Annotated in this window: 28 protein-coding genes and 1 pseudogene; 15 read left to right on the plus strand and 14 right to left on the minus strand. The window is 41.4% G+C overall.

Annotation, left to right across the window (positions count from 1 at the left end; translation table 11 throughout):
• Positions 1 to 287 precede the first annotated feature (287 nt).
• On the minus strand, positions 288 to 791 hold the full coding sequence (locus IQ230_RS22355; RefSeq protein WP_193934439.1) for an orange carotenoid protein N-terminal domain-containing protein: 504 nt from the start codon (positions 789 to 791) through the stop codon (positions 288 to 290).
• Between the two features lie 154 nt (positions 792 to 945).
• Positions 946 to 1,431 carry an orange carotenoid protein N-terminal domain-containing protein gene (locus IQ230_RS22360; RefSeq protein WP_193934440.1) on the minus strand — a complete coding sequence of 162 codons (486 nt, stop codon included), beginning with the start codon at positions 1,429 to 1,431 and terminating at the stop codon, positions 946 to 948.
• A 219-nt stretch (positions 1,432 to 1,650) separates the two neighbouring features.
• On the opposite strand from IQ230_RS22360, the gene IQ230_RS22365 reads away from it, so the two are divergent.
• Positions 1,651 to 2,526 carry an SDR family NAD(P)-dependent oxidoreductase gene (locus tag IQ230_RS22365; RefSeq protein WP_193934441.1) on the plus strand — a complete coding sequence of 292 codons (876 nt, stop codon included), beginning with the start codon at positions 1,651 to 1,653 and terminating at the stop codon, positions 2,524 to 2,526.
• A gap of 49 nt (positions 2,527 to 2,575) precedes the next feature.
• Here IQ230_RS22365 and IQ230_RS22370 read toward each other — a convergent pair whose 3' ends face one another.
• Positions 2,576 to 2,986, minus strand: coding sequence for a DUF6335 family protein (locus IQ230_RS22370; protein ID WP_193934442.1), 411 nt, complete (start codon positions 2,984 to 2,986; stop codon positions 2,576 to 2,578).
• A gap of 473 nt (positions 2,987 to 3,459) precedes the next feature.
• On the opposite strand from IQ230_RS22370, the gene IQ230_RS22375 reads away from it, so the two are divergent.
• The 5 genes from IQ230_RS22375 to IQ230_RS22395 all read left to right on the plus strand — a co-directional run bounded on the left by IQ230_RS22375 (position 3,460) and on the right by IQ230_RS22395 (position 8,521).
• A complete protein-coding gene (locus IQ230_RS22375) occupies positions 3,460 to 4,560 on the plus strand; it encodes a DJ-1/PfpI/YhbO family deglycase/protease (RefSeq protein ID WP_193934443.1) in 1,101 nt (366 codons plus the stop codon).
• A 142-nt stretch (positions 4,561 to 4,702) separates the two neighbouring features.
• On the plus strand, positions 4,703 to 5,410 hold the full coding sequence (locus tag IQ230_RS22380) for an SRPBCC family protein (RefSeq protein ID WP_193934444.1): 708 nt from the start codon (positions 4,703 to 4,705) through the stop codon (positions 5,408 to 5,410).
• A 43-nt stretch (positions 5,411 to 5,453) separates the two neighbouring features.
• Positions 5,454 to 6,623, plus strand: coding sequence for a zinc-dependent alcohol dehydrogenase (locus tag IQ230_RS22385; RefSeq protein WP_193934445.1), 1,170 nt, complete (start codon positions 5,454 to 5,456; stop codon positions 6,621 to 6,623).
• A 34-nt stretch (positions 6,624 to 6,657) separates the two neighbouring features.
• Positions 6,658 to 6,999 carry a cupin domain-containing protein gene (locus IQ230_RS22390; protein ID WP_193934446.1) on the plus strand — a complete coding sequence of 114 codons (342 nt, stop codon included), beginning with the start codon at positions 6,658 to 6,660 and terminating at the stop codon, positions 6,997 to 6,999.
• 637 nt (positions 7,000 to 7,636) lie between these two features.
• Positions 7,637 to 8,521 carry a manganese catalase family protein gene (locus tag IQ230_RS22395; protein ID WP_193934447.1) on the plus strand — a complete coding sequence of 295 codons (885 nt, stop codon included), beginning with the start codon at positions 7,637 to 7,639 and terminating at the stop codon, positions 8,519 to 8,521.
• Positions 8,522 to 8,713: 192 nt separating this feature from the next.
• Here IQ230_RS22395 and IQ230_RS22400 read toward each other — a convergent pair whose 3' ends face one another.
• Entirely contained in the window at positions 8,714 to 10,138 is a 1,425-nt protein-coding gene (locus tag IQ230_RS22400; protein ID WP_193934448.1) for a hypothetical protein, read from the minus strand.
• 176 nt (positions 10,139 to 10,314) lie between these two features.
• Between IQ230_RS22400 and IQ230_RS22405 the strand changes: the two genes are divergently transcribed.
• The 5 genes and pseudogenes from IQ230_RS22405 to IQ230_RS22425 all read left to right on the plus strand — a co-directional run bounded on the left by IQ230_RS22405 (position 10,315) and on the right by IQ230_RS22425 (position 13,569).
• Entirely contained in the window at positions 10,315 to 10,653 is a 339-nt protein-coding gene (locus tag IQ230_RS22405; RefSeq protein ID WP_193934449.1) for a hypothetical protein, read from the plus strand.
• A 156-nt stretch (positions 10,654 to 10,809) separates the two neighbouring features.
• The gene (locus tag IQ230_RS22410) at positions 10,810 to 11,160 is read left to right on the plus strand and encodes a YtxH domain-containing protein (RefSeq protein WP_099701642.1); all 351 of its coding nucleotides are present in this window, start codon (positions 10,810 to 10,812) and stop codon (positions 11,158 to 11,160) included.
• A 15-nt stretch (positions 11,161 to 11,175) separates the two neighbouring features.
• A pseudogene (locus IQ230_RS27525) lies at positions 11,176 to 11,538 on the plus strand (DUF948 domain-containing protein); the annotation flags it as partial.
• 370 nt (positions 11,539 to 11,908) lie between these two features.
• On the plus strand, positions 11,909 to 12,508 hold the full coding sequence (locus IQ230_RS22420) for a rhomboid family intramembrane serine protease (protein WP_193934451.1): 600 nt from the start codon (positions 11,909 to 11,911) through the stop codon (positions 12,506 to 12,508).
• Between the two features lie 254 nt (positions 12,509 to 12,762).
• Positions 12,763 to 13,569: a TPM domain-containing protein gene (locus IQ230_RS22425; protein ID WP_193934452.1), complete on the plus strand. Its 807-nt coding sequence runs from the start codon at positions 12,763 to 12,765 to the stop codon at positions 13,567 to 13,569.
• 27 nt (positions 13,570 to 13,596) lie between these two features.
• On the opposite strand, the gene IQ230_RS22430 is transcribed toward IQ230_RS22425, so the two are convergent.
• The 7 genes from IQ230_RS22430 to IQ230_RS22460 form a co-directional block, all read right to left on the minus strand.
• The gene (locus tag IQ230_RS22430) at positions 13,597 to 14,313 is read right to left on the minus strand and encodes a phosphate ABC transporter permease (RefSeq protein WP_193934453.1); all 717 of its coding nucleotides are present in this window, start codon (positions 14,311 to 14,313) and stop codon (positions 13,597 to 13,599) included.
• Between the two features lie 50 nt (positions 14,314 to 14,363).
• On the minus strand, positions 14,364 to 15,194 hold the full coding sequence (gene dapB, locus IQ230_RS22435) for a 4-hydroxy-tetrahydrodipicolinate reductase (RefSeq protein ID WP_193934454.1): 831 nt from the start codon (positions 15,192 to 15,194) through the stop codon (positions 14,364 to 14,366).
• 125 nt (positions 15,195 to 15,319) lie between these two features.
• The gene (locus IQ230_RS22440) at positions 15,320 to 15,715 is read right to left on the minus strand and encodes a nuclear transport factor 2 family protein (RefSeq protein ID WP_193934455.1); all 396 of its coding nucleotides are present in this window, start codon (positions 15,713 to 15,715) and stop codon (positions 15,320 to 15,322) included.
• 584 nt (positions 15,716 to 16,299) lie between these two features.
• Entirely contained in the window at positions 16,300 to 16,776 is a 477-nt protein-coding gene (locus IQ230_RS22445) for a DUF3598 family protein (RefSeq protein ID WP_193934456.1), read from the minus strand.
• Between the two features lie 580 nt (positions 16,777 to 17,356).
• Positions 17,357 to 17,854 carry a DUF427 domain-containing protein gene (locus IQ230_RS22450; RefSeq protein WP_193934457.1) on the minus strand — a complete coding sequence of 166 codons (498 nt, stop codon included), beginning with the start codon at positions 17,852 to 17,854 and terminating at the stop codon, positions 17,357 to 17,359.
• 49 nt (positions 17,855 to 17,903) lie between these two features.
• Positions 17,904 to 18,701, minus strand: coding sequence for a COP23 domain-containing protein (locus IQ230_RS22455; protein ID WP_193934458.1), 798 nt, complete (start codon positions 18,699 to 18,701; stop codon positions 17,904 to 17,906).
• A 104-nt stretch (positions 18,702 to 18,805) separates the two neighbouring features.
• Positions 18,806 to 20,368: a M48 family metallopeptidase gene (locus IQ230_RS22460; RefSeq protein WP_193934459.1), complete on the minus strand. Its 1,563-nt coding sequence runs from the start codon at positions 20,366 to 20,368 to the stop codon at positions 18,806 to 18,808.
• A 522-nt stretch (positions 20,369 to 20,890) separates the two neighbouring features.
• Between IQ230_RS22460 and IQ230_RS22465 the strand changes: the two genes are divergently transcribed.
• Together IQ230_RS22465 and IQ230_RS22470 are read left to right on the plus strand one after the other, a co-directional pair.
• The gene (locus IQ230_RS22465) at positions 20,891 to 21,607 is read left to right on the plus strand and encodes a Crp/Fnr family transcriptional regulator (RefSeq protein WP_193934460.1); all 717 of its coding nucleotides are present in this window, start codon (positions 20,891 to 20,893) and stop codon (positions 21,605 to 21,607) included.
• A 181-nt stretch (positions 21,608 to 21,788) separates the two neighbouring features.
• Positions 21,789 to 21,956 (plus strand): hypothetical protein, encoded by a 168-nt coding sequence (locus IQ230_RS22470; protein ID WP_193934461.1) that lies wholly within the window; start codon positions 21,789 to 21,791, stop codon positions 21,954 to 21,956.
• A 458-nt stretch (positions 21,957 to 22,414) separates the two neighbouring features.
• Here the strand turns inward: IQ230_RS22470 and IQ230_RS22475 are convergent, their stop codons facing one another.
• Together IQ230_RS22475 and IQ230_RS22480 are read right to left on the minus strand one after the other, a co-directional pair.
• Complete coding sequence (locus IQ230_RS22475) at positions 22,415 to 23,464, minus strand: DUF1611 domain-containing protein (RefSeq protein WP_193934462.1); 1,050 nt, start codon at positions 23,462 to 23,464, stop codon at positions 22,415 to 22,417.
• Entirely contained in the window at positions 23,454 to 24,497 is a 1,044-nt protein-coding gene (locus IQ230_RS22480; protein ID WP_193934466.1) for a dipeptide epimerase, read from the minus strand. The genes IQ230_RS22475 and IQ230_RS22480 overlap by 11 nt, the downstream gene beginning before the upstream one ends.
• A gap of 180 nt (positions 24,498 to 24,677) precedes the next feature.
• Between IQ230_RS22480 and IQ230_RS22485 the strand changes: the two genes are divergently transcribed.
• The gene (locus IQ230_RS22485; protein ID WP_193934463.1) at positions 24,678 to 25,244 is read left to right on the plus strand and encodes an NUDIX hydrolase; all 567 of its coding nucleotides are present in this window, start codon (positions 24,678 to 24,680) and stop codon (positions 25,242 to 25,244) included.
• Positions 25,245 to 25,303: 59 nt separating this feature from the next.
• Here the strand turns inward: IQ230_RS22485 and IQ230_RS22490 are convergent, their stop codons facing one another.
• Positions 25,304 to 26,221, minus strand: coding sequence for a nucleoside hydrolase (locus IQ230_RS22490; RefSeq protein WP_193934464.1), 918 nt, complete (start codon positions 26,219 to 26,221; stop codon positions 25,304 to 25,306).
• Between the two features lie 15 nt (positions 26,222 to 26,236).
• Between IQ230_RS22490 and IQ230_RS22495 the strand changes: the two genes are divergently transcribed.
• Positions 26,237 to 26,668 (plus strand): nucleoside deaminase, encoded by a 432-nt coding sequence (locus IQ230_RS22495; RefSeq protein ID WP_193934465.1) that lies wholly within the window; start codon positions 26,237 to 26,239, stop codon positions 26,666 to 26,668.
• The last annotated feature ends 4 nt before the right edge of the window (positions 26,669 to 26,672 follow it).

Below are 26,672 nucleotides of genomic sequence, written 5' to 3' on the forward strand. Positions count from 1 at the left end.
CTGGTGTCGGAGACTGAGCAAAGATTATGAGGTTTTACCTGCCACTTCTGAGGCGATGATTCAAGTTGCGATGATTCGTCTTATGTTGAGACGATTGGTATAGTCTTTGACTTTTCAGACATCCTCTGAGAGTTGCTACAGAGATATACAGGGGAATTACAACTATTTTTAGAATTGACACAATAAGACTTACATATAAAAAAGGAAGTAGTGCAATTGTGAGTTGCAATCTACTTCCATTACGAATATTTCACTGATAACGCTAGTGCTGAGTCAACACATTCAACTTAAAGTGCTTGTGTCAAAAAACTCACTTTCTGATCAGTGTCTAACGATTTGAGCGAGCTTAACAATTCAGTTACTTTCGCTGAAGGATGATAATCACTAGGGATTCCTACAACACCATTACCTAGTTTCTGTGCTACTTGATACCAAAATGCTAATTTTGACTCGGTTGGCATTGAGCCATACTCACCTGTGGGAACAGTATTGCCACCAGAAACTAGTTCAGTTAATGCTTTACTAGGATTTGGATCGAGAGTTGTCTCGTTTTGATCGTTCCTTGTTGCAGGTAAGAGATCTCGCAACGCATCAACCTGTCTTTCTTGAGATAGTTCTTGAATTTTTGCAACTAACCCACTTACTTGGGGTGATGCTTGTAAGGCGTTCGCTGGTACTGCACTAGCTACTTCTTGATAAATTAAGGCTAAGGCAGCTAAGCGATCGTCAATATCTAATTGCTTGAAAGCTGCTACAGATTTGTTAACACTATCCATGTTCGTAGAAGTCATTGCACTCTCGTATTTGTTTATTTTGTCTGACGTTCTCGAACAAGAAAAACGCATCGCAACGCAATTTTGATGCTTGATGGCTGAGCATACATTAGATTGGCATTTGACCGACTGCGATCAACTTTCTCAATCGATGAGGTCGATGCTATTCAGCTTATACTTCTGCCCCAGCCTTAGGTTCTGCACCCATAGGTGATACATAGTCGCGCATTGTTGTAATTTGCTGCTCAAATTCAAGTCCTTTTACCTGCTCAAGAACTTTTTTTGCTTCTGAGGAAAGTTCATAATTGGGTGGCATGGGAATGATTGTACCGCTGTCCATTCCTTGAGCTAAACGATACCAGACTAACAACTTAGTGGTATCACTCATTGAGCCATACATGCGGGTGTATTCAGTATCGGCATTATTAATCAAGTCACGCTGAAACTGTAGCTGTTCTTCATGCGACTTTTCTTTAATCTGATTGAAAAGTCCTTCCGCAACATCAGGCGAAACTGTGCTAGCTTGAGGAGCAGCTGGCGTGATCGAGTTACCCATTTCTTTGTAAATAAACCAGAATAAAGCTAATTGCTCATCTACACCCAAGCTTTGAAAAGCTTTGACGATTTGAGTCACTGTCTCATCGTTAGTAGTTGCCATAAAAACCTCGGCTCAAATTGCTCAAGTAAATTGCAAGTTCAGTCTTCTTCACTGAATTTAGAAAACTGCCTAACCGAAAGGTATCAAAGGTCATGATTTTGATGAACCCCACTGAAGACAGATGTATATCAATTTTGTGCTGGACAAATTGATATAAATATCTGCACGACTTTTAATGTGCAGCAGCTATGAGAGCGCAAAAAATCAGGAGGTGACAACATGGATCGACGTCTAGAAGGAAAAGTCGCAATTGTTACAGGGGCAGCAACAGGAATTGGAGAGGCGATCGCTCATAAATTTGCCAAAGAAGGAGCAAAAGTCATCGTCAACAGCTTACCCGACGATCCGATTCAGGATGTTGTAGATGCAATTAAAAAGTATGGCGGTGAAGCAGTTCCCTATGCTGGTGACGTTTCTCAAGAATTTCACGCTCAAAACTGCGTTCAAACTGCGATTACCGCATATGGACAACTAGATATCCTCATTAACAACGCAGGTGTATTTCTAGCTACAGCAGAAACACAAGACTACCCTGTTGACGTTTTTGATGACACCGTGCGGATGAATATTCGTTCTGCATTCTTGATGACTAAGTATGCTCTACCATACCTGCAAAAATCCCGTGGTAACATTGTTTCCGCTGGTTCAGAAGCTGGTTTTAATGGCATTGCCCAAAACACTCCGTACGGTGGTACTAAGGGCTGGATACACTCTTTTATGAAAGGTGTTGCAGTTGAGCAAGCAAAATATTGTATCCGTGCTAATTGTGTTTGTCCTGGTGCAATTGATACAGCATGGACGCGCAAAGAAAAAGGTCCAATGGATAGCAAAATGGAGAAAATGCTGATTCAGGGAACACCAATGGCGCGACGCGGTACACCCGAAGAAGTGGCAAATGTTTATGCGTTTATTGCGTCTTCTGAAGCAAGCTACGTCACAGGTGCATTGTGGTTAGTTGATGGCGGCGTTACTGTCGCTAAAGGTGCTGTTGGTTCAGATACTCCTATGTGGTTCCGATCAGAACCTCAGGGAGAATTACGCTTGGAACACGAGCAAGAAGGATTAGATAATAAAGACACTCAAACAATTAAGTAGTCGTACTAAGGTGATAAATTGGGTAGACATTGATGTCTACCTGACGATTTTAATCGCTGTGTTCTTGATAATCTTCAGAAGATTGCGGATCTAACTCCCAACGGCGATCGTCACGGACATTTAGTACTTCGGTAGTATGAACATATTCTTCTTCTGCCATATCTAGCCCTACTGCTGATCCTATTTCATCAACAACATTTTGATCAGGAGTAGGTGCAGTTCCTCCTACAGCTTCTTCACCAGCAACATCAGCTTGATCCCAGGCTGCATCTAAGTCGCCTCCTGATAACTCTGGGCTGACATCGTTGTAATCATTCATGCGATCGCGCACTGTATTCCTGCCAGAATCTACTCCAGGTGGCGTGTGTACTCCTGTGCCATAGGATGCAGTACTTTCTTGCTCTACTTCGTCTATAAATTCTTGGGTATCTTTATCAGCTTTATTTACTTTTTCAGCCATAATCTTTCGTCCTGATAAATTGCTGTAAAACCTAATAAAAATTGCACGCCTATCTTTCCACAATAACGCTTTTGCAGCCTTGGCAATCTATTTCTTAGGTAGTATCCCCCGCGATCGCCAAAATATATCCCTTTGGAGTGAAGAGAAGTCAAAGCAAGCTACATAACCTAGAGAAAGGAATTGGTGCGAAGCTACGTTGTTCAAAACCCAGCAACTAAAAGAACACACTGAAGTAAAGCTACCTAAGAGCACAAATCTTGAATGGAGATACAAACGAGAGACATTTATCGATTCAAAGATTTCCTCATTTTAAGTCATGCAAGAGTAGTCCTTTGTGCAGTGCAAGTCACGAATAACTCAGAACTTAGCAGATAGACGCGCAATCATAGCAAATGAAAAGTTATTCATAGCAGAAAATAGCACACCATTTCCAAAGCAAATTGAGGACAAATCACATTAGTTTAGGAGGTCAAATGACAATTTCTAATAATTCTTACACCAGTAAAAAAGTTGCTATTCTCATCGAAAATGGAGTTGAGGATGTTGAATTTCAAGTACCATACAATGCGTTGAAGCAAGCAGGATTTAATGTCACCATCCTAGGTTCGCGCACAAACGAAAAGTACAAAGGCAAACAAGGTAAGCTTGCCAAAGAAGCTGATGGAACAACAACAGAAGCTATGGCTTCAGAGTTCGATGCAATCATTGTTCCAGGCGGAATGGCTCCTGATCGAATGCGCCGCAATCCAAATACTGTACGCTTTGTTCAAGAAGCAATGGAACAAGGAAAACTTGTCGCTGCAGTTTGTCACGGACCACAACTTTTAATTGAAGGTGATTTGCTAAAAGGTAAAACTGCTACTGGCTTCATTGCAGTTCGCAAGGATATGATTAACGCTGGTGCAAATTATGTAGATGAACCATTAGTAGTTGATGGTAATCTCATTACCTCGCGTCAACCTGGAGACTTAGCAATCTTTACAACAGCGATTTTGAGCCGTTTAGGTTACGGTGGTAAAGAAGCTGCACTGCCAAACGAAACTGACAATAACGCAGAGTGGTGGAAATTAGCAGATGCATGGGGTGGCTCGAAAAAGAGCGAAGTTGTTCAAGCTTTAAATACTGCTTTAGCAGGTGAGCGATATGCTCAAGAAGCACTAGAACACTATGCCGAAAAAGAATCTGATGGTGAAGTGCGATCGCTCTTCCAACAAATGATGCAAAGTAAGTTGCAGCACATTCAAAAGTTAGAAGCACGTTTAGCCGCTTTGGGTGAAAAGCCGTCATTGAGTGCAAATATTGCGGATAAGTACGCTAAAGTCAAAGCTGCACTTCACGGTAGCGACGATATCTATCAAATCCGTAGTGCGTTAGGTGACTTGCAAACAGGTATCAACGATCTTTCTACCTTAATGGTAAGTACCACAGATCCCGTAACTACAGCCTTGATCCAAGATATCGTTCAAGACTTGATGCAGCAAGAACAGCATTTAGTAAAACTGTATCGGTCACGAGTAGGAAATGAAGTCAAGCCAGGTAAGCCAACAACTGGACCTGCGATCGCTGCTCAGTAAAAGTTTTGAGAGTTGAGTTTTGTGTTTTACTCAAAACTCAACTCTATGTAGCAGTAGAAAGAAAGATTCAACTAACTTTCTTCTTTTCTTATGACTTTCATCTGAAAGTTTGTACATATAAGTCTAAATTGATTAAGTTGCTATGGAATTAACTCCACAAGATAAATCAAGCGAACAATCGCCAGAATCAATAGAAGCAGGCGATAAAGAGCGTTGGGCATCGCTGATTGGTGGCGGTGCAATGGTGTTAATGGGTTTAAGGCAGCGATCGCTACGTGGCGTGCTAATGGCAGTTGCAGGTGGTGGTTTACTTTATCAAGGCGCAAAAAAACAAAGCACCTTGAAGCAAGCCCAAGAAGCAATGGGATTGAATCAGCCGATTAAAGTTGAAAAAACAGTCACAATTAACAAACCCGCCGCAGAACTTTACAGCTATTGGCGCGATTTTGCCAAATTACCTACTTTCATGAAGCATCTAGAGTCGGTAACACTCATCGATAGTAAAAAATCGCACTGGGTTGCCAAAGCACCTTTAGATGCTAGTGTCGAGTGGGATGCAGAAATTATTCAAGAGCGAGAAAACGAATTAATTGCTTGGGCTTCCGCAGAAGACGCTGATATTGAGAATTCTGGTTTTGTCCGCTTTAAACCTGCACCAGACGATCGCGGTACAGAAGTCAAAGTTGTCTTGGAATATAACCCTCCAGGTGGAGCGATCGCATCAGCAGTAGCAAAACTTTTTGGTGAAGAACCTGAACAGCAGATTGGTGACGATCTCCGTCGTTTCAAACAATTGATGGAAGCGGGCGAGATTGCGACAACCGAAGGTCAACCTTCAGGAAGGGAATAGAAAGACCAAAAGTTAATTGATAAATTAAGGAGAACTATATTTCATGAAAGCAGTTTGCTGGGAAGGTACTACCAAGGTTGAGGTGAAAAATGTACCAGATCCCAAGATCCTGAATCCGCGCGATGCCATTATTAAAATTACATCGACAGCAATTTGTGGTTCTGATCTACACCTTTATGACGGGTATGTCCCAACGATGAAAAAAGGAGACATCCTCGGTCATGAATTTATGGGAGAAGTCGTAGAACTTGGTAGTGCAGTTAAAAATGTTCAAAAAGGCGATCGCGTTGTCGTTCCCTTCACTATTTCGTGTGGTAACTGCTTTTTCTGTAACCGCGATTTGTGGTCACTGTGTGATAACTCTAACCCTAATGCTTGGATTGCTGAAAAACTGATGGGACACTCGCCATCAGGACTTTTTGGCTACTCTCATATGCTAGGAGGTTATGCTGGCGGTCAAGCTGAATATGCCCGCGTTCCTTTTGCTGATGTTGGTTTATTCAAGATTCCTGAAGGACTCAGCGACGATCAAGTACTGTTTCTTACAGATATCTTTCCAACAGGATATATGGCAGCAGAAAACTGCGACATCAAGCCAGGTGATACTGTAGCGATTTGGGGATGTGGACCTGTTGGACAGTTTGCGATTAGAAGTGCATATATGTTAGGTGCCGATCGCGTCATTGCTATTGACCGCGTTCCTGAACGCCTGCAAATGGCAAAAGAACAGGGTAAGGCAGAAATTCTCAATTATGAAGAAGTTGATGTCGGAGAAGCCCTAAAAGAAATGACAGGTGGGCGAGGACCTGACGCTTGTATGGATGCTGTAGGGATGGAAGCCCACGGTACAGGTTTAGAAGGATTTTATGACGAAGCAAAGCAAGCATTGCGATTAGAAACTGATCGACCAACTGCTCTCAGACAAGTGATTGTTGCCTGTCGTAAAGGTGGTACAGTCTCAATTCCTGGCGTTTATGGTGGCTTCATCGACAAGATGCCGATGGGTGCTGCTATGAATAAAGGTTTAACGATGAAGATGGGACAAACACACGTCCATCGTTATTTGAAGCCATTGCTTGAACATATCCAAAATGGCGACATTGATCCGTCTTTTGTGATTACGCATCGCATGAAGCTAGAAGATGCACCCAAAGGTTATGAAACCTTTAAGCATAAGAAAGACAACTGTATCAAAGTCGTACTTAAGCCTTAAAACTAGAGCGCATACTTTCGGGAGGAAAGCTACCATGAGTGACACTACTGTAATGAAAGTCAGTTCCCAACATTCGCCACACGGCGAGATGGGTCAAAAGTACCTTGCTTCTGGTAAAACCGTTTCCATGCGGCTTTGGGAAAACGAACAACCAGACGAGCCAAAGCCTGAAGCAAAACGCGAGTACGAAACTGTTGGTTATGTAATTCAAGGGCGGGCAGAATTACACCTTGAAGGTCAAAAGCTTTTGCTTGAACCTGGAGATTCTTGGGTTGTCCCTAAAGGTGCATCTCATACATACAAAATCATCGAGGCTTTTACCGCAGTTGAAGCAACAAGTCCCCCAGCCCAAGTACATGGACGCGACGAAGCTTAAAGCTGTATTGATATTTAAAGTGTTTGTTGAGCCGTTACTGAAAAAGTAACGGTTTTTTTATCAGTACCTTGAGTTCACTTTTGCATTTCTGCATAGGGCAGACAAGATGCCTACCCCACAAAACTATTAAGTATTTGTTTGTATAGCAGCAAATTTATTCACCAAATACAGAATTAATATTTACCCAGTTTTTTAGACACTTTTTGTTACCTATAACTTTTATAGCTATGAATTTAACTTTGTTATAACCTTTGTTAAAAAACTATTAACTTTTCTGCTAAATATACTTTAATAGTTATTAAGAGAACAAGTTGAACACCTTTGTATTCGCTAATCGATAGAAAAACTAGTATTTTTTTAGGGATATTTAAAAAAATACAAGAGTCTAAATACTCAAATATTCAAACATTAGTAAAGGACGTATTCTAGTTAACTTTACTAGTTAAAAACTGCACAAATACCTATATAAATTGGATAGAATTTTGTCTTTCCAATGACTGATGTAAAGAGCTTTTTTAAGTAGATACTTAAAGGTAGTACAAAGATATCAATTGTCTAAGTTTAGATGCCGCGCTCAGAGGCATCTTGATTGATTTCTTATGTGGCTAGGCTCAAAGATTTTATTAGGGAGAATTAAATGTTTTTTCATCAAAAGCGGTTACAATACTTCACTCCGCCAGAGAAACCAGATCCTGTATATGCAATGAAAATGCAGGAACTCATCGGTGGTTCATTTGGAGAAATGACCGTAATGATGCAGTACTTGTTCCAAGGCTGGAACTGCCGAGGACCTGCTAAGTATCGAGATATGTTGCTAGACATTGGTACTGAGGAAATCGGTCACGTTGAGATGCTAGCTACAATGATTGCGTGTTTACTAGATAAGGCACCGCTGAAACTTCAGGAAGAAGGAGCAAAAGACCGGATAGTAGGTGCAGTCATGGGTGGTAGTAATCCACGAGATGAGATCATGGCAGCCGCTATGAATCCACAACACGCGATCGTATCTGGATTAGGTGCAATGCCAGCAGATAGCGTTGGTTTTCCTTGGAATGGTCGGTTTATTGTTGCTAGTGGCAACTTACTTGCAGACTTCCGTTCTAATCTCCATGCGGAGTCTCAAGGTCTGATGCAGGCTGTACGGTTGTATGAGATGACAGACGACCCTGGAGTGAAAGATCACCTCAGTTTTATGATCGCCCGCGACACGATGCATCAAAACCAGTGGTTAGCGGCAATTGAAGATCTACAAAGTGAAGGACTAGAGGCAACAGTTGCTCCCAGTGTCGCCCACGAATATGGCAAGAACGAGTATGCCTATCAGTTCTGGAATCACTCGGAAGGTACGCAAAGTGCTGAAGGGCGTTGGGCTAAAGGTCCTACACCAGATGGAAAAGGTGAATTTGAATATGTCGCAAATCCACAACCAATTGGACCTGAACCCGAACCACCACAACCCGATCCCCGTTTACACGGTACAAGTAAAACTAGCCAAGTTCCTGGTAATGCTGGTTTAACATAGTTAATACGTAAGTTGAGAGAGGAAAATAGCAAATATAGTAACTATTTTCTTCTCTATAACATTTATATTTGAGCTATGAATATTCAGGTAGAATTGCTAATAGCTTCTAGATATAATTAACTAGTAGCCGATAAATTAGAGCATTCAGAAACCATTTAAAAGCTTTGTATATTCACATATACCTACTAAAAACTACTGTTCGTTAGCGGCAATTCTACGCAACTGATAAGACTCTTCCCATAATCCTTCTACTCCTTCTTTCTCAAGACCTTTAACGTAATTAATCTTAATCTCCTCTAGAAGATCGACAACTAGTGCTTGAATTTCTTGAATATTTTGCTGTTTTTGCACTTCTACTTGCAAAGCTTGAATAAAGTTTTCTACTAATTGATTTGACAATTGCATAACTACAGGATCTTGGAGAAATTTAGTCATAGTACTGTATGTAGCTTGAGATACTTCTGTAGCGAGTTTCTCTGTTAATTGGTTAGGGAGACGACTGACACCAGGAACGTTTTTTATTTGTTGGTAGATTGGGGATTGATTGAGAGTATTGACAACCATATGATGAACGAGAGCTTCAATATCAGGTTGCATTTTAGGCAAAACTTGATGAATGCTGAGGTCTAACAAACGGGTAGCGATCGCCTGTACTTCGTTCGTATTATTAATATTGATATAAGGACGGCGGGAATCTGGATTTAATAACCAATTTGCTACATCACCTCGATTCACTGCCTCCTGAGCTTGATCAATGATCCGAATTCCAACAACTTCAGTCATTTCTTCGGCAAAATTAATGACAACATCGTGGTTAAGCTGCTCGCGCAGTGGCTCTAAATCAACAAGTTCAGACTGATATAAATGAACTGTTAAAGGAATAATTCTCAGCCAGCGCCAAAAAGGAAGCAACAGAAAAATATCAAACCATCGCCGCAATATAGTTTGCAACCAATTTAAGTCTGGACGTCTGCGGCTAATAGAATAAGTACGAACAATAAACTCACAACCGAATAAGATGACGAAGGGCAAATCAATTAGCCAAAACTTATCAATAAACTTACCATTAGTGCTAATATCGCGATAATAATTTGTTTTAAGTAATGGTTTTATTTGTTCGTCAAAAAAATCAAGTTCTTGCTGGAAGTTTTGTTGAGATAAATGAGTTTTACTCCAAAACAAATCAAAAGCTTTATGAGCAGATTCTTTATTCATGCGATCGCGGATCTGATTTTTGATTTTAGCCAGCGATCCTGTTTTATTAGCTTCAGCAAAAGGATTATCTTCAATCATTTCATTGCTCAAGAATTGTAACTCTTGCAGCAAATTTTCAGTTTCCTGTGACTGTAAGCTCGTTTGCTCAACTTGTTCATCCAACTCATTAACCTTAGCAAGATAGCGCTCAGTCTCTCGATGTGGCTCAATGCCTTTAAAGAAATCGTACTGTTGAGTGAAGGCAGGAGCGGCATGAAAGTAAAAGTCTCGCCAAGGTATATAACTATAGTCAAATAGCACTAAACAAAAATTAACTAGGGCAAGAATCGCAAAAAATCTTTCGAGTCCTCGATAGCGGTGATTTGGCTTGTTTGGAGAGGATGTTTGTTGAGCAAAAGACATAGTTATCTAAACTAAAAGGTATAGATTTTAAAGATCAGCTAAGGCATTGCCAGATCGGAAATTAACATAGTAAGGTAAGTCATGCTCATCTAGCTTAAGCTTGATAGTGCTCAGAACCCTAGAACTAAATTTAATCAGCTCATCATAAATTCAAATTGGGAGCTAGCCAAGCAGCGATGGTAACAGTTGTTTTCATAAATCTAGGACTAACGCTAGTTCTTTTGTGTGTTGCTTGGCAAATATGGCAACTACGGCTTAAGTTGGCGCGGATAGCAGATATTTTGTTGGTGTATGAGCGCGTAACTCGTGCAGCTTTGCAGAGGACACCAGACGCGATCACCGTCGGAAAAACAGCAATTCGCCAAACACGACAGCCAGATACACCACAAGAGGTCAAACAACTACGAATCAAACAATTTTTCAATTTATTAGCAGTCGTCTTACAGACTTGGCAGCGCATCGTGTTATTGCGTCAGACAGGTTTTTTTAGAAAAGCTTTGGCAAAATATAGGTGATTCTCAGTTCAAAAGTTAGAATTCAAAATAGTTTCACTTGTTGTAAAAGTAGACAAGAAAGAGTGTAGTAGTACTATTTGTGCAGTAAATGTGCACGATAACTCGTGCAAGCCGGTAAAACTTACATAAAATGAGTGTAAGGAGATAGATACAGTTATGTCTAACAACCGTTCTGGGGTTTTTGTTGGCGGTATGTTGCTAGGGGCTGCCATTGGTACTCTAACAGGCTTGCTAATGGCACCGCGTGCTGGACGAGAAACACGTACTTTGCTGAAAAAATCTGCTGATGCTTTACCAGAATTAGCCGAAGATTTATCCACAAGTGTACAGATACAAGCAGATCGCTTATCAGAAACAGCATTGCGCAACTGGGATGACACACTAGAACGATTGCGAGAAGCTTTAGCTGCAGGCATTGAAGCAAGTCAACAAGAGCGTCAAACACCTATGCGCTCGAATAAAATTGAAGCTTCCTCCGATCAACCACCGCTTTTAGACCGCCTATAATCGCTCTTGATACTTGTGATTGACCCTTTATTTTGGCTTGGACTATCGATTCTTTTAGTGGCTGTGAGTTTGACCGCAGTATTGGTGGCAGCCTTGCCAGCATTACAAGAGTTGGCGCGGGCAGCTCGCAGTGCAGAAAAATTGTTTGATACACTACGGCGAGACTTACCACCTACATTAGAAGCAATTCGCTTAACAGGGTTAGAAATTAGCGATTTAACTGATGATGTCAGCCAAGGTGTACAAAGAGCGAGCAATGTCGCTAAGCAAGTCGATCAAAGCATCGATAATGCTGTGAAACAGGCACAGAAAGTTGAAGTTGGTACGCGCAGCGTTTTCACTGGGGTGAAAGTCGCTTGGAGAACTTTTACACGCGGTACTCGTCGGAGTAGCGATCGCTTTTTAGCAGAACAGCGCTCAAGACAGCGCGATCGCACAAACAATGTTCCTTATCCAGAAGAATTACCTGAAGAAAACAATGCAGCATTCCTTGAGCAATATCGCAGTTACACAACAAATATAGAATCGAGTCAGGTGCGCTACGATACCTCAAATTGGCATGACGATAATGATGATGTCGAAACAGAAGAGAGATAATTGAAGGAATGAGGGATTAGGAGGTACAAAAATAACCCTGACTTTAAAGTGGATACAAACCTCCCAGATTTCCTAAACTGCACATTGCATAATGTCAACAATGATGGTATGAGAACTCCCTGACCCCAATCTCTGACCCTTATCTTAAAGAATGCTCAAAAACCAGCCACTAACAACTAACCCTAAACAAAACTACAACGGTGTTTTCACGTTAATTATTATCAACTTGGTTGTGTTTATTGCTGATCGCGTTCTAGGTATTCCTTTTATCCAACATCTTTATCTCAATCACGCCTCTCCAGCTTGGTATCAGTTTTTCACTTCAATGTTCTGTCATGCAAACTGGGCGCATATTTCAGGTAATCTATTTTTTCTCTATATTTTTGGCAGGATTGTTGAGGAAGAAGAAGGCATTTTGGGAGTCGTCAGTTCCTACATTATTTGTGGATTAGGCGGCAGTCTCATGAGTTTTTTCTTCCACGGTGGAGCCGTTTACTCGCTAGGGGCTTCAGGAGCAGTTTTTGGCTTATTTGCCGTAAGCGTTCTCATCAAACTCCGCTGGCATTGGCGCAAAATTCTAGAAGTTCTCATTCTCGGTCAATTTGTGATCGAGCGCGTCATATTTGAGTTACGTCAAACAGGTATTCAAGATGGCGTTGATCGCATTGCCCACCTTGGTGGAGCTTTAGTCGGTGTAGCACTGATTTTATTCTTGATGCGATTACAACCAGGTGAAGGGGCTAGTAATTAGTTTTGAGTTTTGAGTTTTGAATAGATAGAAAACAGTATTCTCCCTCTGCTCCTGAAGCTTCCTCTGCTTTCTTAACAAAGTAGCTACTTCTGAGCAAAACCCGAGATTCTCTTCATGGGGGATTGAGTTTATGGGCAATTGTCAGCTAAATTAGAGTAAAGTTACAAAATGTAAAGAAGTATCATCTTTTTTTTACTCTTTACAATAAAACCATTTGGTTATTGTCCAAATTTGAGATTTATATAGAATTGTCCATGCAGTGTTCTATTTGGCGACGATTACTGGTAAGCGTATTTGCAATTTTTTTAGCTGGTGCAGCCTGGTTATTACCTTCTCCTGTCGCACTCGCGTATAACAATCCAGAATTACTTCCCGATCAGCCAACGCCAATTATAGACTTAGCCCGATCGCTCACGAGCGTTCAAGAAGAGAGATTAGCGCAAGAACTTGAACAATTTGAAGCAGAAACTGGTTGGAAACTCCGCGTTCTAACACAGTATGATCGGACACCAGGCGCAGCAGTCAAAGATTTTTGGAATTTAGATGAAAAAAGTATTTTAGTTGTTGCCGATTCTCGTGGGGGAAATATTCTCAACTTTAATGTCGGTGATGCCGTTTACCAGCTATTACCTCGGACATTTTGGGTAGAGTTACAAACCCGTTTTGGTAATTTGTACTTTGTTCGCGAAGAGGGAGAAGATCAATCAATTATTCAATCTATCGAGTCAGTTGAAGCTTGTTTACGACAAGGTGGCTGTCGCGTTGTTCCTGGATTACCACGCGAACAATGGATTTTGACACTCATTACCTCGGTTCTTGGTGGTGTAATATGTGGTTTTGCGGCTCAACCTCGGCGTCCTGGGCAAGTTTTTGCTTGGCAATGGGCTTTAATTTTCTCACCGCTGTGGGGAATTCTATTTATTGCGTTTGGGATTGGACCTGTTGTGACACGGACTTCCGAGTGGCTTCCTTTAGTGCGTAACATTGCAGGTTTCCTAATTGGTGCTTTGGTAGCTTATTTATCACCAGTACTCAATCGTTCTTCGGCGTCAGAAACATAGAATACTTAGTATCAGTAACGGGTTTCTTTACCATTCCTCGACATCTTGCGGATAGGAAGGGCGGGTTCTTCTACGTGAGGCTTGACGCGATCGCGGTTCTCTACTCTCACGCAAACGACGGCTGACTTCAATAAAGTTGTTTTTTTGTAAGTAAGGGTAATCGCTGACCCAGATATTACGACTTGGAATATAGATATCTGTTACTTTGGCAATGCTACTTAAATCTGGTCGAGTAGAAAGCACGACCATTTCAGCAATTTGATTGGGAACGACATCTTGGTGGTTGCGGCGTAGCGGTACTTGAATTTCAGTAAAAAAGTCTGTTTCATCACCAACTTCTATATTGAGTCGCCGTTCGCGGTTTTCGACAATTACCAATTCGCCCTTATTGTTAACAGTTTCTTCAGTACCAATTAATTCCTCAGTAATATAGACATCTAATATTCGCCCGCGTAAGAAACCACTGTAAGGATATTTGCGGTATTCTACATTACGCAAACTTGCCCATAAAACAGGTCCCCACAACCAATAAAGTCCGGCGATCGCTCCTACAGGAAAGAGCAATAGGCTAGATCCTTCACCTAAAACTAATCGCAAAATCCAAATGACAACAACACTGACAACTGAAATTAGCAGTCGTTTTAAGAAATCAGGAAACTTGCCCCAACAATATTTGTACTGATCGCCAGTCGCAATGCGGGGAATCAATTGTTCAAATTTTTGGCGCGTGAGTGGAACTAGCATCAGGAGTGAGGAGTTAAGGATTAGGGACTAAATTCATTATTCCCCCATGATTACAATAGCTTTTCCAAGCCATAGACTAGGGATTTGAGTTGTAGGACTTTACGAATGGCAAGCAGGACTCCAGGCATATAACAAGCGCGATCGCTGGTATCGTGGCGTAAAGTATAGATTTGTCCTGGTGCGCCAAAAATCACTTCTTGGTGAGCAATGAGTCCAGGAAGGCGTACACTATGAATTCTAATACCTTCATCAGCAACACTGCCTCTTGCTCCAGGTAGCTTTTCAGTTTCTTCTACCGTGGTTCTATTGTATGTTTTGCCCATTTCTGCAAGCATTTGGGCGGTTTGAATTGCGGTTCCACTAGGGGCGTCTGCTTTTTGATTGTGATGCAGTTCAATAATTTCTACATGGTCAAAGTACTGCGAGGCTCTAACTGCGGCTTCTTGGAGTAGTACCATACCGATTGAGAAATTGGGAACCAGTAAACAACCTGTACTCGCTTTGTCTGCAAATTCGGCTAAGTCTTGAATTTGGGCAACGCTTAATCCTGTCGTTCCCACAACTGGGCGAATCCCATAGGCGATCGCCGCGCGAATATTGTCATAAACAGTACTCGGATGCGTGAAATCTACCATCACACCCAATTGTCTTTCTTGAGTTGCTAGGACTAGTGTAGGTTCTAATTGATCGGTAATTGGGATTTCTAGCGGTTCGCTTAAACCTGCAACTTCTCCCACATCTTTGCCATTGTATTCAGGGTTGTGGTCAACTGCACCCACTAAAGTCATGTCACTTGCTTGAGAGACTGCTTTAATGACTTCACGACCCATTTTACCAGCAGCACCATTCACAACTACTGGAATCAAAGCTTGGTTTGCCATGCGCTCAATTTGGACTCATCAACCGCATTTTAGATCAATCGAAGCTATGCGTCGGACTTTCAATTGTGAACTTTCAATGCACCTAGCCCTGGTTGGATGTCCACCACAAGGGTTTCGAGCTTGCCTTAGTTAGATTTACCATCACTACCAAAATACTCTCGGTAGCCACAAATGCGATCGCTACGCACATCGAAGGAAACCGCGACTCGATTTTTATAAGGTTCTCCCCACATGAGTCCCTCATCTCGAAACTCAAAAACCACTGTCGTCTGATTGCTAGTCACTCGGTCTAAGGTGAGGAACAACCCACTACTGAATGCCTCAGAGACGTATTGAAAGAAGGCGATCGCCCGTTCTTTTCCCACATTTAAGCCATGATAAGGTCCCACTGGAAACCAAAAGGTGAAGTCATCGCTAAGCATATCGATAAACTGATTCCACTCCCCTGTTGCCAGTCCATGACTAAAATACTCAAATGCTTGGTAGGCAACTTTTAGGGTATTGTTTGACCCTTCTGCCATCTTGTTCTCCATTAAAACAATTGCAACGGTTGCTTATGCAAATATCAAATACTATGCGATCGCTTACTCTGACTTGGAATTCTCACTCAGTCGATGAAAGTCCCAGTCCCCCATCAACATAAATGTTTTGATCCGCGATCCATCTAATTTCCTCAGAACAAAAAAAGCTACCAAAGCAGCCACATCATCCGGTTAACCCGATCTTCCCATTGGCTTTACTTTTGCTGGCGTATCTTCACTTCAATGGAAAATTCCAAGGGCTGATTACCTCAAATAAAGGATAGGGTATCAATTATCAAAGCCTGAATTAAATCGTCTTTTAGGGAAAATAGAGCTTGTTTTCACTCTTGTCATGCTTGAATTCGCCGTGCTAAATTGATCTGCAACCAGTCACTTTGAGCTGTACGCAAGAGGGCACATTTTTCAGTCAATTGCTCAAATGTTAGATTCAGCCTCTAACAATCGATTTGCCCCGTTCGAGGATTGCGAATACCAATCTTGGCACTCATACCTCAAATCACCCCCCGCTTGACTACATACTAATAGAAAGCTACAAAATTAAGTTGCAGCATTCCAGATGCTAATTAGCCAATTCTACGTTCAGTAATCATCATCCCGCCCCTAAATTTTCCTTCAGCACTAAATCCTTGGCTAGTGCGGATACAAGTGTTGTCATTGATGAGATTAATCGTTTCGACGCCAAGTAGCACGCCAGTTGCTTTATCCCAAATCCGAAAAATAATCAGGTTGGTGCCATATTCCTCAGCTAGTGTGGTGTAGTTACAAAACGGAGGTTCGGAACTTTCGATTTTTATCGCACCTTTGCCAGCTACAACACCCACAAAATTTTGAGTGACACTTCTACCATCAGCAAACTGATACGTATTAGTTTGCACCCATTGATTATCAACTATCTTTTTCGTCACAACACCTGTAAATTGCTCAATTTCTTTAGCGTTTGCATCTAAGCGCACCCAAATGCCTTCCCATACACCAACGTGCTTGGAGAATATTTTAAAATTCTCTAGGTGTTCGCGATCGCCTGGTTCTGTTGTATTCATACAAGTCCTATACAAGTAGCTAAATTGCAATCACAATCGTCATTACACTGCAATGCTTGTAGTTGATTCTGTAGTTTGATAACAGAGGAAGTGTTGTAGAAGTATTAAGATGCTCATGTTTATACTAAGACAATAGTATCACCAACTTGATGAGGATTTGTGATACTAACCTGGTAACATCAATTTAAAATATTAGCCAAATGATTAATTACGCTACTAATATTACTGAGGAAAATCAATACATTATTCAAGTCTGAATTTCCCTTTCTAGATTACTAATACTATATTTTAAATCCAGTAAATTTTGCTTTAACTTATCACGTATGTTCTCTATTATCGAATCTCTATATTTATTAATACATATCATCAGCTCAACTATTTTTTAAATTTATTCGCTCTAAACTTCTATCATTAATCCTCTCGCTTCTAAATCCTACTACTTTTCTAGCTTCTTCAAGTTCAACAATTTTGCTTTGTAGGGTCATTATTTTTCCGTGTTGATTAATCGGATCTTGCTGTTCTTCAGTCGGTATTTTTTCACCTCAGCTTAATTGGTTGCTTGAGTTTTTACAGCAAAGAACTACCATCCCCAGGTTCCAAGACCACCTTTGAATGGACCAACAATATCACTGGTGATCCAACCGCCGTAGAAGTCTCCTGGTTGTGGTTGCACTTTCTCACCATTGACGTAACAAGCATCCATCAAATGTGGATAGAAAGCGACATAGTCTTTAATTGCAGCAAAAGTAGGAGTAGGATCGGGGTAAAACCAAGCAGCATTTGGAACTTGTTTGTCACTTACTGCAACTGTGTAATAGCCTGCAAATCCTTTCCACTCACAAAAACTCGATTGAGGAGTACGAATAAGGTACTCCATTTTGATATCACTAGGTGGGATGTAATAAACAGGTGGATGACTTGTTTCTAGTACTCGTTTGGCATGATGGGTATCAGCGATCGCAATTTCGTTGAAAATGACCTGAATATGCTTATTAACGTCTTCTAAACGTGGCGGACGGGGATAATCCCAGACTGACTCTTGTCCTGGTTCTGGTTGAATGCGATCGCGATTAACCATATTTAGCTCTTGGCAATTCTTCTATTGGCAATTAGCTATACTTTAGCAGCTAAAAGTTGCTGGGGTTAAGTCTTCTAGTACCTGGTCGCGATTGTGTATTATTACGTGCTGGAACACCACCGCTGAGTTGAGTTCCGTTACCACCATCAGCGCGATCGAGGAAAGGTCTTAAGTTAATGCTTCGTGAAGAACGTTGATTGTTACCGCCAATAACAGAACGTCCTAAGTTAAATAGCCGATCGAGTTCGTTACCACGATTTGTATAAGTATAAACTCCAGTTGTCTGTTGACCGCTATCAGCAACTGTGAGGTTTTCAAAGACGCGATCGCGAGTTAAGATTGGGTCTTGCCCTGGAGGTACGGTAAAGACAATGCGACACGATGAATTGTTGCGCTGCGTGATCACGCAAACAGTATTATAATTATTTTCTACGCCTGTTGTGAGTTCTAATAAACCATCTGGGCGATATGATTCTAAGCGACGACTAATTTCTTCACAACGTCGTTGTTCGCTCCAACCACCACCTAAAGCTGTTGGAGTAGCCCAGGGGAAAAAGCGATTTGGCTGGCTTTCGGGCTGATACATGACTGTATACTGACCGTTATTCAATTGACAAGTAAACCGCGTAGCAGTTGTGACACTGGGAACTGTGGAACCATTAGGTGGTGTTGTTCCTGGCACTGGTGGTAATGGTTCTGTATCAACAACAACGGGTGGTACGGTAGGATTGACCTGCGCAATCCAGTTATATTGTGGCGCAGCTATAACGCTATTACCAAGTAACAGTGTTGCTACCCCGACAGACAAACCAATACCTCGCCAAGCAAATTGCAACTGTGGTGACATAAACGACTCCTCGATGTAAAGTAGGGATTAGTTTTGAGTTGTGAGTTGTGAATTTAGAAGAGTTTTCTTAACAACCTCGCTCCTCGCTCCTCACCTCTATTTACTTATCGTTGATGCTTTTTAGGTTCGGATTGTTTCTGTTGTAGCAATTTTTCTACTCTTTGTTTGATCTGAGTGTGTCTGGCAACTCCCTCGTAAGCGTAGCGGTTGTAACCGTGGCGCTGAATAATTGATTCGAGATAGCGAATGCGATCGCTTGTGGGTGGATGTGAAGATAACCAACCAAAAGCTGTGCGTGTTTCTTCTTGTTTTAGTGTCACCATCAAGTTACGTAATCCATCGGCAGCATAGCCAGTCGAAGCGAGAAGTCGCGTACCTAACATGTCGGCTTCCTGTTCCATTTCGCGGCTGTAGTTGAGTGCAACAAGATTCGCGACAGTGCCTCCATAAGGGAAAAATTGCGTCACGTTAGCAACAAGATTCCCTCCAGCAACTAACTGAAAACCATGTGATAAAACGGCATGGGCTAATTCATGCGCCAGCAACCCTGCTAATTCTGCTTCAGAGTTAGTGCTTGTAATTGCTCCAGCATTGACAAATACCTTACCGCCTGGTAGTGCAAAAGCGTTTAAGTCTTTATCTAAAACTATATAAAATTCGTATTGAAAATCTTTTCTACCAGCAACTTGTGCAAGTCTTTGTCCAATTTCATTGACATAATCTACAACTGTTTTATCAGTCACGATTTCTAGCTGTTCCCGCGCTTGGTTGGCGACAGATTCACCAACAGCTGATTCGCCACGAAGCAACATTGCGGTTGTTTGCACTGCCGAAAAAGGACCAAAGAGATTACCTGTAAGTGCGTAACCTAATGCACCAGTGAGGACATTGGCAATCATATTTCCTCTCAACTCGCTACGCAAGTGCTTTTGATAGCGTTCGAGGTGCGTGTCTGCAAGTTGGGTAAATTCGTTAGCGTGTTCTGCGTTTAAACTTCTGAGTAAAGCAAATTGACGCGCTGCGAGGGACGCTTCCATCCATTGTTTGGATTCGGCAAGTAATGCTACTTTAGCTTTAACTAATTCAGATTGTTCGGGATAAAGTGTGACGGCACGTTCTAAAACGGCGATCGCTTCAGAGTTATGGTCAAATTTTTGTAATGCTTGGGCAAGTCTCAGATGACCAGGAATAAATTCTGGATATTGTTCTACTAACAACCGTAGTGGTACCATCATTCTACTAGCAACTTTGTGTTGAAAAGCTGCTTCTGCTTCTCGCCAATAAACTTTACCTGCTGGTGGGAGTTGAGCGGGATCGATAATTGCTGGCGGACGTTGTACAACTTCAGTTGATACTGTGAGAAACGGTGCTTTGACTTCCCGATAGATTTTTTCAGCTGCTGCGAATTGTCCTCCTAAATACAAGCGATCGGCTTCAATAAACTTTTGTTGACGCGCTATTTCTTCCGAACTTAAAGTTGAAGCGCTGTTAATTTTATCAACAATTTCTTGTGTAGATGCGGGTTGTGTTGTTTCTTCTCCTTCTATAGGTACCACGATCGCATTAGGAGGATCGCTAACTGAAGGTTCAGCAAGGACAATTGATGTTCCAGCAGAAAATATCACCAAGTTCAAGCTTAGCAACAGTGAGTTCCAGGGAAGTTTCATGATGGGAAGGCTCAATCGCTGGTTGAATTTATTCTCAGTTTAGGCAATTTTTTCTAGATATAGCGATGAGTTAGGTAAGTGGGTGAAAAGAAATGTTACTTAAGGGCTGTTATTGGTTAATGGTCAGTGAAGCAACAATCAACTATTAACTATTAGCCATATGTCATATGACCTAATTTTATTAATAATATTTGCAAATCGAATAATTTGTCATTGATTAAAGATCAATATTTATAACTCAAAAATCCAATTACATGGTAGTAGCTGGATATTTCTAGCCTTGATCAGGTTGAAGGTTTTCCATTCTCAGAAAACAAAGAAATACTTAAGATTTGATATTGCGTTTTAGTGATTTAATTTTATCAGATGTTTTTTTTGCTTTCATAGTAAAATCTCGTAAAATTGTTTTCGACTAGTAAAGTTATCCTAGCGTTAAAGGATAAATTCTTAGTCTTCAGGTAGCAATCTATAGTGTTTTCAGTGACACAACACTACTTTATACTTAGGAAGTTTTTAGGATAAATGAGCGAAAATTTGAATCGGCAAGGCAACAAGTTGCTTGCGGCTTTACCTGCTGAAGATTATCAGCGTCTTGCTCCCTATCTAGAAAATCTTTCACTACCCTTTCAAAGGGTACTGCATAATACCGGAGAAGTTATTTTTGATGTGTACTTTCCGACAACAGCTATGGTTTCTGCTGTCTCTATCATGCAAGATGGATCGACGATTGAAGTAGGAGTGATTGGTAAAGAAGGTATAGTGGGTCTACCTGTATGTTGGGGGGATGATACAGCAGTTCACCAAACGGTGGTGCAGATTCCAGGTAACATCCTGAAACTGAAAGCTGAGGTATTAAAAGAGGAGTTTTATCGAGGTGGTGCTTTACAAAAACTCTTACTGCGTTATACACAGGCGATTTATACTCAACTTGGACAATCTGCTGCTTGTAATCGTTTACACACACTAGAAGAAAGGCTTTCGCGCTGGCTATTGACGGTAAGCGATCGCGTCGAGTCAGAAGAGTTACCATTAACCCAAGAATTCATTGCCCAAATGCTAGGTACGCGCCGCAGTGGTGTTACGGTAGCTGCAAGTACTCTGAGTAAAGCCGGAATGATTCACTACAGTCGTGGCAAAATCAACATCACAGATCGAGAAACACTGGAATTGACGGCATGTGAGTGTTATCAGGTCATTAAAGCAGAATTTCAGCGATTACTTGGCACTAAGGATGACTAGCTTACTCAGGCTATTTCACACGAGTTTTTTTATATGTTCGGAACCGTACAGATAAACTCTTACTACTTTGTTTATTCTTAGTTAAAGTAAGGTTTTTCTTATTAAGTCAGTTGTTGTGGGTTTTGTATACCTAGATCAACACTGTCTATGCAGTTCATCTTCCAGACAAGAAGAGATTGACATGAATGATTCAAAAGACAGTTCTGCGAACAACAACGATGATGCTCACCAAAAAGCTGTTGAACAACTGTGGGGAGATAGTTTGAGAAAGTTGACACCAAAACAACGACAGTTGGTGATTGAAATTCTCAAGAACATGAAGAAAAAGGAATATCAAGCTGCCTTTTGAATGGATGCACAAGATATTATGTATCTGTTTAGACAACAATTTTGTATTATTGCTTTTTAGTCATTTTACTCTAAGCCAATAGACAAAAAAATTTTGTTCGCTGTTACCGTTGACAAGATTAAGTATTTGTACTGAAAAAAAGGTAAGATTGATACAAAGTTTTTCACCGCTTCCGCTACTAGATGTTGTCTACATAGTTCAATAGACCTCCTGCATGAATCACAGATGCCCTCCGACTAAAGTCAGGGCTATCCAAGCAAAGTGTACCTTCGTACACTAAAACAAGATTTTTATAGGTAAGTCCACGGAGGTGGACTTTGTTTATTTAGCTAACGAATTTATTCGCCCAGCATTCACGCAGGAGGTCTAATAATAAGTCATCGACTTGCAAAAGGGACTTTTGCGTATATGAAGTAAGCAGTTGGATTATCCTTTAACCTACTTCTGCAAGAAGTCTATTAGGCTTGGTAAACTGCGTTCAATAGGAGTTCTGCACCAAAGCGGACAACATCTGTACATGGTAGAGTTGTTTCAGTTTGAGCTTGTGCGATCGCACCTTTTGCGGATAATTCATCTAGATGCGCAGTATTGAGGGCGATTCCGATAACTTTAACAGGTGCAAAAGCACCTCCTGCTGTTGCAAGGTTTTCGTAGAGTTTCACGACTTCAGATAATGGTGGAATTGGGACGTGTGGATGGCTGCGAATATGAGTTTGTCCGGCACGATGGACTAAAATTAAATGTGTTGGTTGCGTTCCGCGAATCAGAGGTAAAGTTGCAGTCGAACCAGGATGTAAGATTGAACCTTGTCCTTCAATGAATAAAATATCGTAATCTGCACCGTAGCGTAAAACAAGTTGTTCAACAGCACCAGCGGCGAAATCTACACGCACCGCATCTAAAGGGATACCATCACCAGAGATCATAATTCCTGCTTGTCCTGTTGCGAGGAATTTAGAATGCAATCCTTGTTTTTTTGCTGTGGCGTTGAGTTCTAGACTTGCAGACATTTTCCCGACAGCCATATCTGTACCAACAGTTAATACACGGCGACATGATAGCGATCGCGCTTTACCACTGCCGATTGCTAAGTTGGATGGTTCTTGGCGTACATCCCAGATCCATTGTCCTTCGCGTAGGTGCGATCGCAACTCTGGTATTGTTGCCAGTGGTGTGTGCAATCCATTGACTACCGATAATCCTGCGGCTACTGCACATTGAATTTCCTGCAACCATGCTTGCGGTAACACACCTCCTGAAGGTGCAATTCCAATCGTCAGGACATCTGGTGTATAAATTAATGCATCAGCTACCGATGCAACTATAGGAACATCAAGAGGTATTCCTGTTAATGCAACTAAGGATTCTCCTGCACAGTCTTTATCGATTACGGCAACAACTGGGACTTCGCTATAGCGTAACAGTGCTAACCCTGTTTTGCCATTACCATTACCTCGAATTCCTTCATGCAGAAGAATTGCAATTCGTTGACGATCTTCAAGCTGCACTGCGTTCTACTCCTAATCCTGATTTATGATTGGGAATCACTCTCCCTGCTTGTAGCATTGCACCCATAAATGGATCGTCGATTAAATTCATATGGCTATCTAAATCTAGATAATCTGCTAGTGGGGAAAGTTGCGCGGCGGCGGTATTTGCTAGCGTACTATCAGAATAGCAACCGAACATCACTTGTAACCCATAAGCGCGGGCAGTATGTACCATACGCATTGCTTCGGTTAAACCCCCAGCTTTCATTAGTTTGATATTGATGCCATCAATTAATGGTGCAAGTTGAGGAATATCGCGACTAGTATGACAGCTTTCGTCAACAAATATGGGGAGAGGCGATCGCTTCTTAAGTTCTGCTAGTTTATTTTCTTCTCCTTGTGCCAAAGGTTGTTCAACATACTTAATACCTAATTCAGCTAACCACTTGCACATCTCAACCGCATCTTCTAAATTCCATCCACCATTTGCATCAACAAATATATCCTGTGTTGTGGCTGCTTCTTGTACTGCCAAGAACATCTCGCGATCTGCTGTGACTCCTATGGGATTACCCAACTTCACTTTAATAACGCGCACCTCAGCAAATTGTAGCCAAGCACGTACTCTTGCTTTTGCATTTTCGGGGGTATTAATACCAATTGTGACAGAAGTAGGAACAATGCGCGAGCAATCTAATCCCCAGATCTGCCATAGTGGTAAGCCCACGTACTTGCCAAGCCAGTCATGTAACGCCACATCTACTGCGGCTTTGGCTGCTGAAGGTAGTTGACTATTTAATACACCTTCAATTTGCTGTCGTTGTAGAGGATTATACACTTCTAATTGTGGGACAAGTTGCTGCAATGCAGCTTTAAGAACTTCTGTAGATTGTTGATGATTTCCTAGTGAAAACGGCGATGCTTCTCCCCATCCAGTAATACCATCTTGTTCTATCTTTACCCACACATTTGTTGTCTGGGAAGTTGTTCCGCGACTAATTGTTAAAGGAAAGCGTTTATTAACTGTAAAAGTTTCAATTTCAATTCGCATGGTGTAGATATTGTTTTTTTTACGAACCACTTCAGACATAGAGAAGCCAGTGCGTTGCGGGGAACCTCAGTTATAGCAACTGGCGTAACACAGAGTTAGGAGGAACAGAGGTGAATTTATAATATCTAGGATTAGAGTATGTGTTAAAGTTTTGATTATTATTTTAACCTTTGGCGATTTATGGATGTAAGAAAATGGAAAGTTTTAAACTCTCAAATGGTAATCGACAATCAATGGTGCAAAGTACGCCAAGATGAAGTTGAATTACCTAATGGTAAAATTATTGATGACTATTTTATTAACATTCGACTTGACGTTGCTTTAGTTTTACCTATTACGAGTCATCAAGAAATTGTTTTTGTTCGTCAATATCGGCATGGTGCGGGCGAGATTTTACTAGAACTTCCTGCGGGCACTTTTGATGTCAGAATAGAAGATCCGCAGGATGCTGCATTACGAGAATTAAGAGAAGAAACTGGATATATAGCTCAAACAGCAATACCGTTAGGAGTTCTCTACGATAATCCTGTTAAAGACTCAAACTCAATTTATTTATTCCTTGCTCAAGATGTCAAGAAATTAACTCAACAACAATTAGATATTACAGAAGATATAGATGTATCCCTCATTCCTATATCAAAAGTTATGGCAAAAATAGCATCAAAAGAAATCAATGTTGCTGGTACGGTTGCAGCTATCTTTATGGGCTTAAATTATCTAAATTACTTTCAATTACATAATACCTAGAGCTATTTCCTCTGCGTTCTCTACATCTTTATAGTTTAAGCAGATAATTAGTTATTCATTTACCGCCTCCACTGTTGCAAAATATAAGAGTAAAAACGAGATTTATCAACTCGATCCATTGCCCAAACTTTACGCCCGCCAGCAGTTATCTTCGTGCGTCCTTGACTCGCACCAATTGTCATAATTTCTATTTCCCATTCTCGCAGTTCATAAAACTCTGGATGCGCTAGATATGCAGTTGCTAAGACATCCCAGAAATAGTAATCTTGCGGAATCACCAAGGCATAACATTGTCCAGCTAAATCAGAGAGTGGGTACTGGCGCTGTTTGCCCATTTGATAGACAATTTCTGAAGTAACAGGGACAGTATTTGTTAAATCTAAAGGACACATGACAATTTCAATTGCAGTTTTCCAGACTCGCGCTGCTGAAATTGGGTCCCAGTATACATTCCACTCAGCAGATCCATCTTGTCCAGCTTCAAGGCTTTTTTCAACATTTCCTGGAACATTCAGCGCCCCACCCATCCAGACGATTTTGGCAATTTTCGTCTCAATTTCCGGTGCGGTATCTAAAGCGACTGCAAGGGTTGTTAGTGGACCTGTTACCATGAGTGTCACAGGCTCAGTCGCATCAAGTAACACCCGGATCATAAATTCTTGTCCTGTTTCGGAAACCAAAGGCGTACGGATTTCACTTTGATTGAGAATCGGTAGATGATCGACAATGAAAGAATCGCGGCGGTACAAGCGAGGAAATGGATTAATACCACGTACAGTACTTTCTGCAACAGGAATCTCACGCCCCATCAAATCTAGAATTTTGCGCGTAGCACTTACAGCAGGTTGGGCGTAACAATCGGCGGGAGTCACGACAATACCTAAAGGTTGTATGCTATCCATCGTCATAAGTAGCATTGTTGCGAGATAATCATCAACACCACCATCGTGATCCATGAGTACAAGTTGTTTGGTCATAGTAAGGGAGAATCTATGGATGAATTTATGACGGCTGCGATCGCCCAAGCAAAACAAGGGCGAGATGAAGGTGGTATCCCCATCGGTTCTGTACTAGTCAAAGACGGAGAAGTTCTTGGTAAAGGACACAATAAGCGCGTTCAAGACGCCGATCCCGTGACTCATGCAGAAATCGATTGTTTGCGTAATGCTGGCAGAATTGGCACTTATCAGGGTACAACGCTGTATTCTACCTTAATGCCTTGCTATCTGTGTGCCGGTGCAGTTGTCCAATTTGGTATTAAAAAAGTTATTGCTGGGGAATCTGCCACCTTTGCTGGCGCTAAAGACTTTATGGAGTCTCACGGTGTAGAAGTCATCGATCTAGATTTAGATGAGTGTAAAAATTTGATGCAAGAATTTATTCAAAAAAATCCTCAATTATGGAATGAGGATATCGGGAAATAAGGGG

The organism is Gloeocapsopsis crepidinum LEGE 06123, from assembly GCF_015207655.1.
GTDB lineage: Bacteria > Cyanobacteriota > Cyanobacteriia > Cyanobacteriales > Chroococcidiopsidaceae > Gloeocapsopsis > Gloeocapsopsis crepidinum.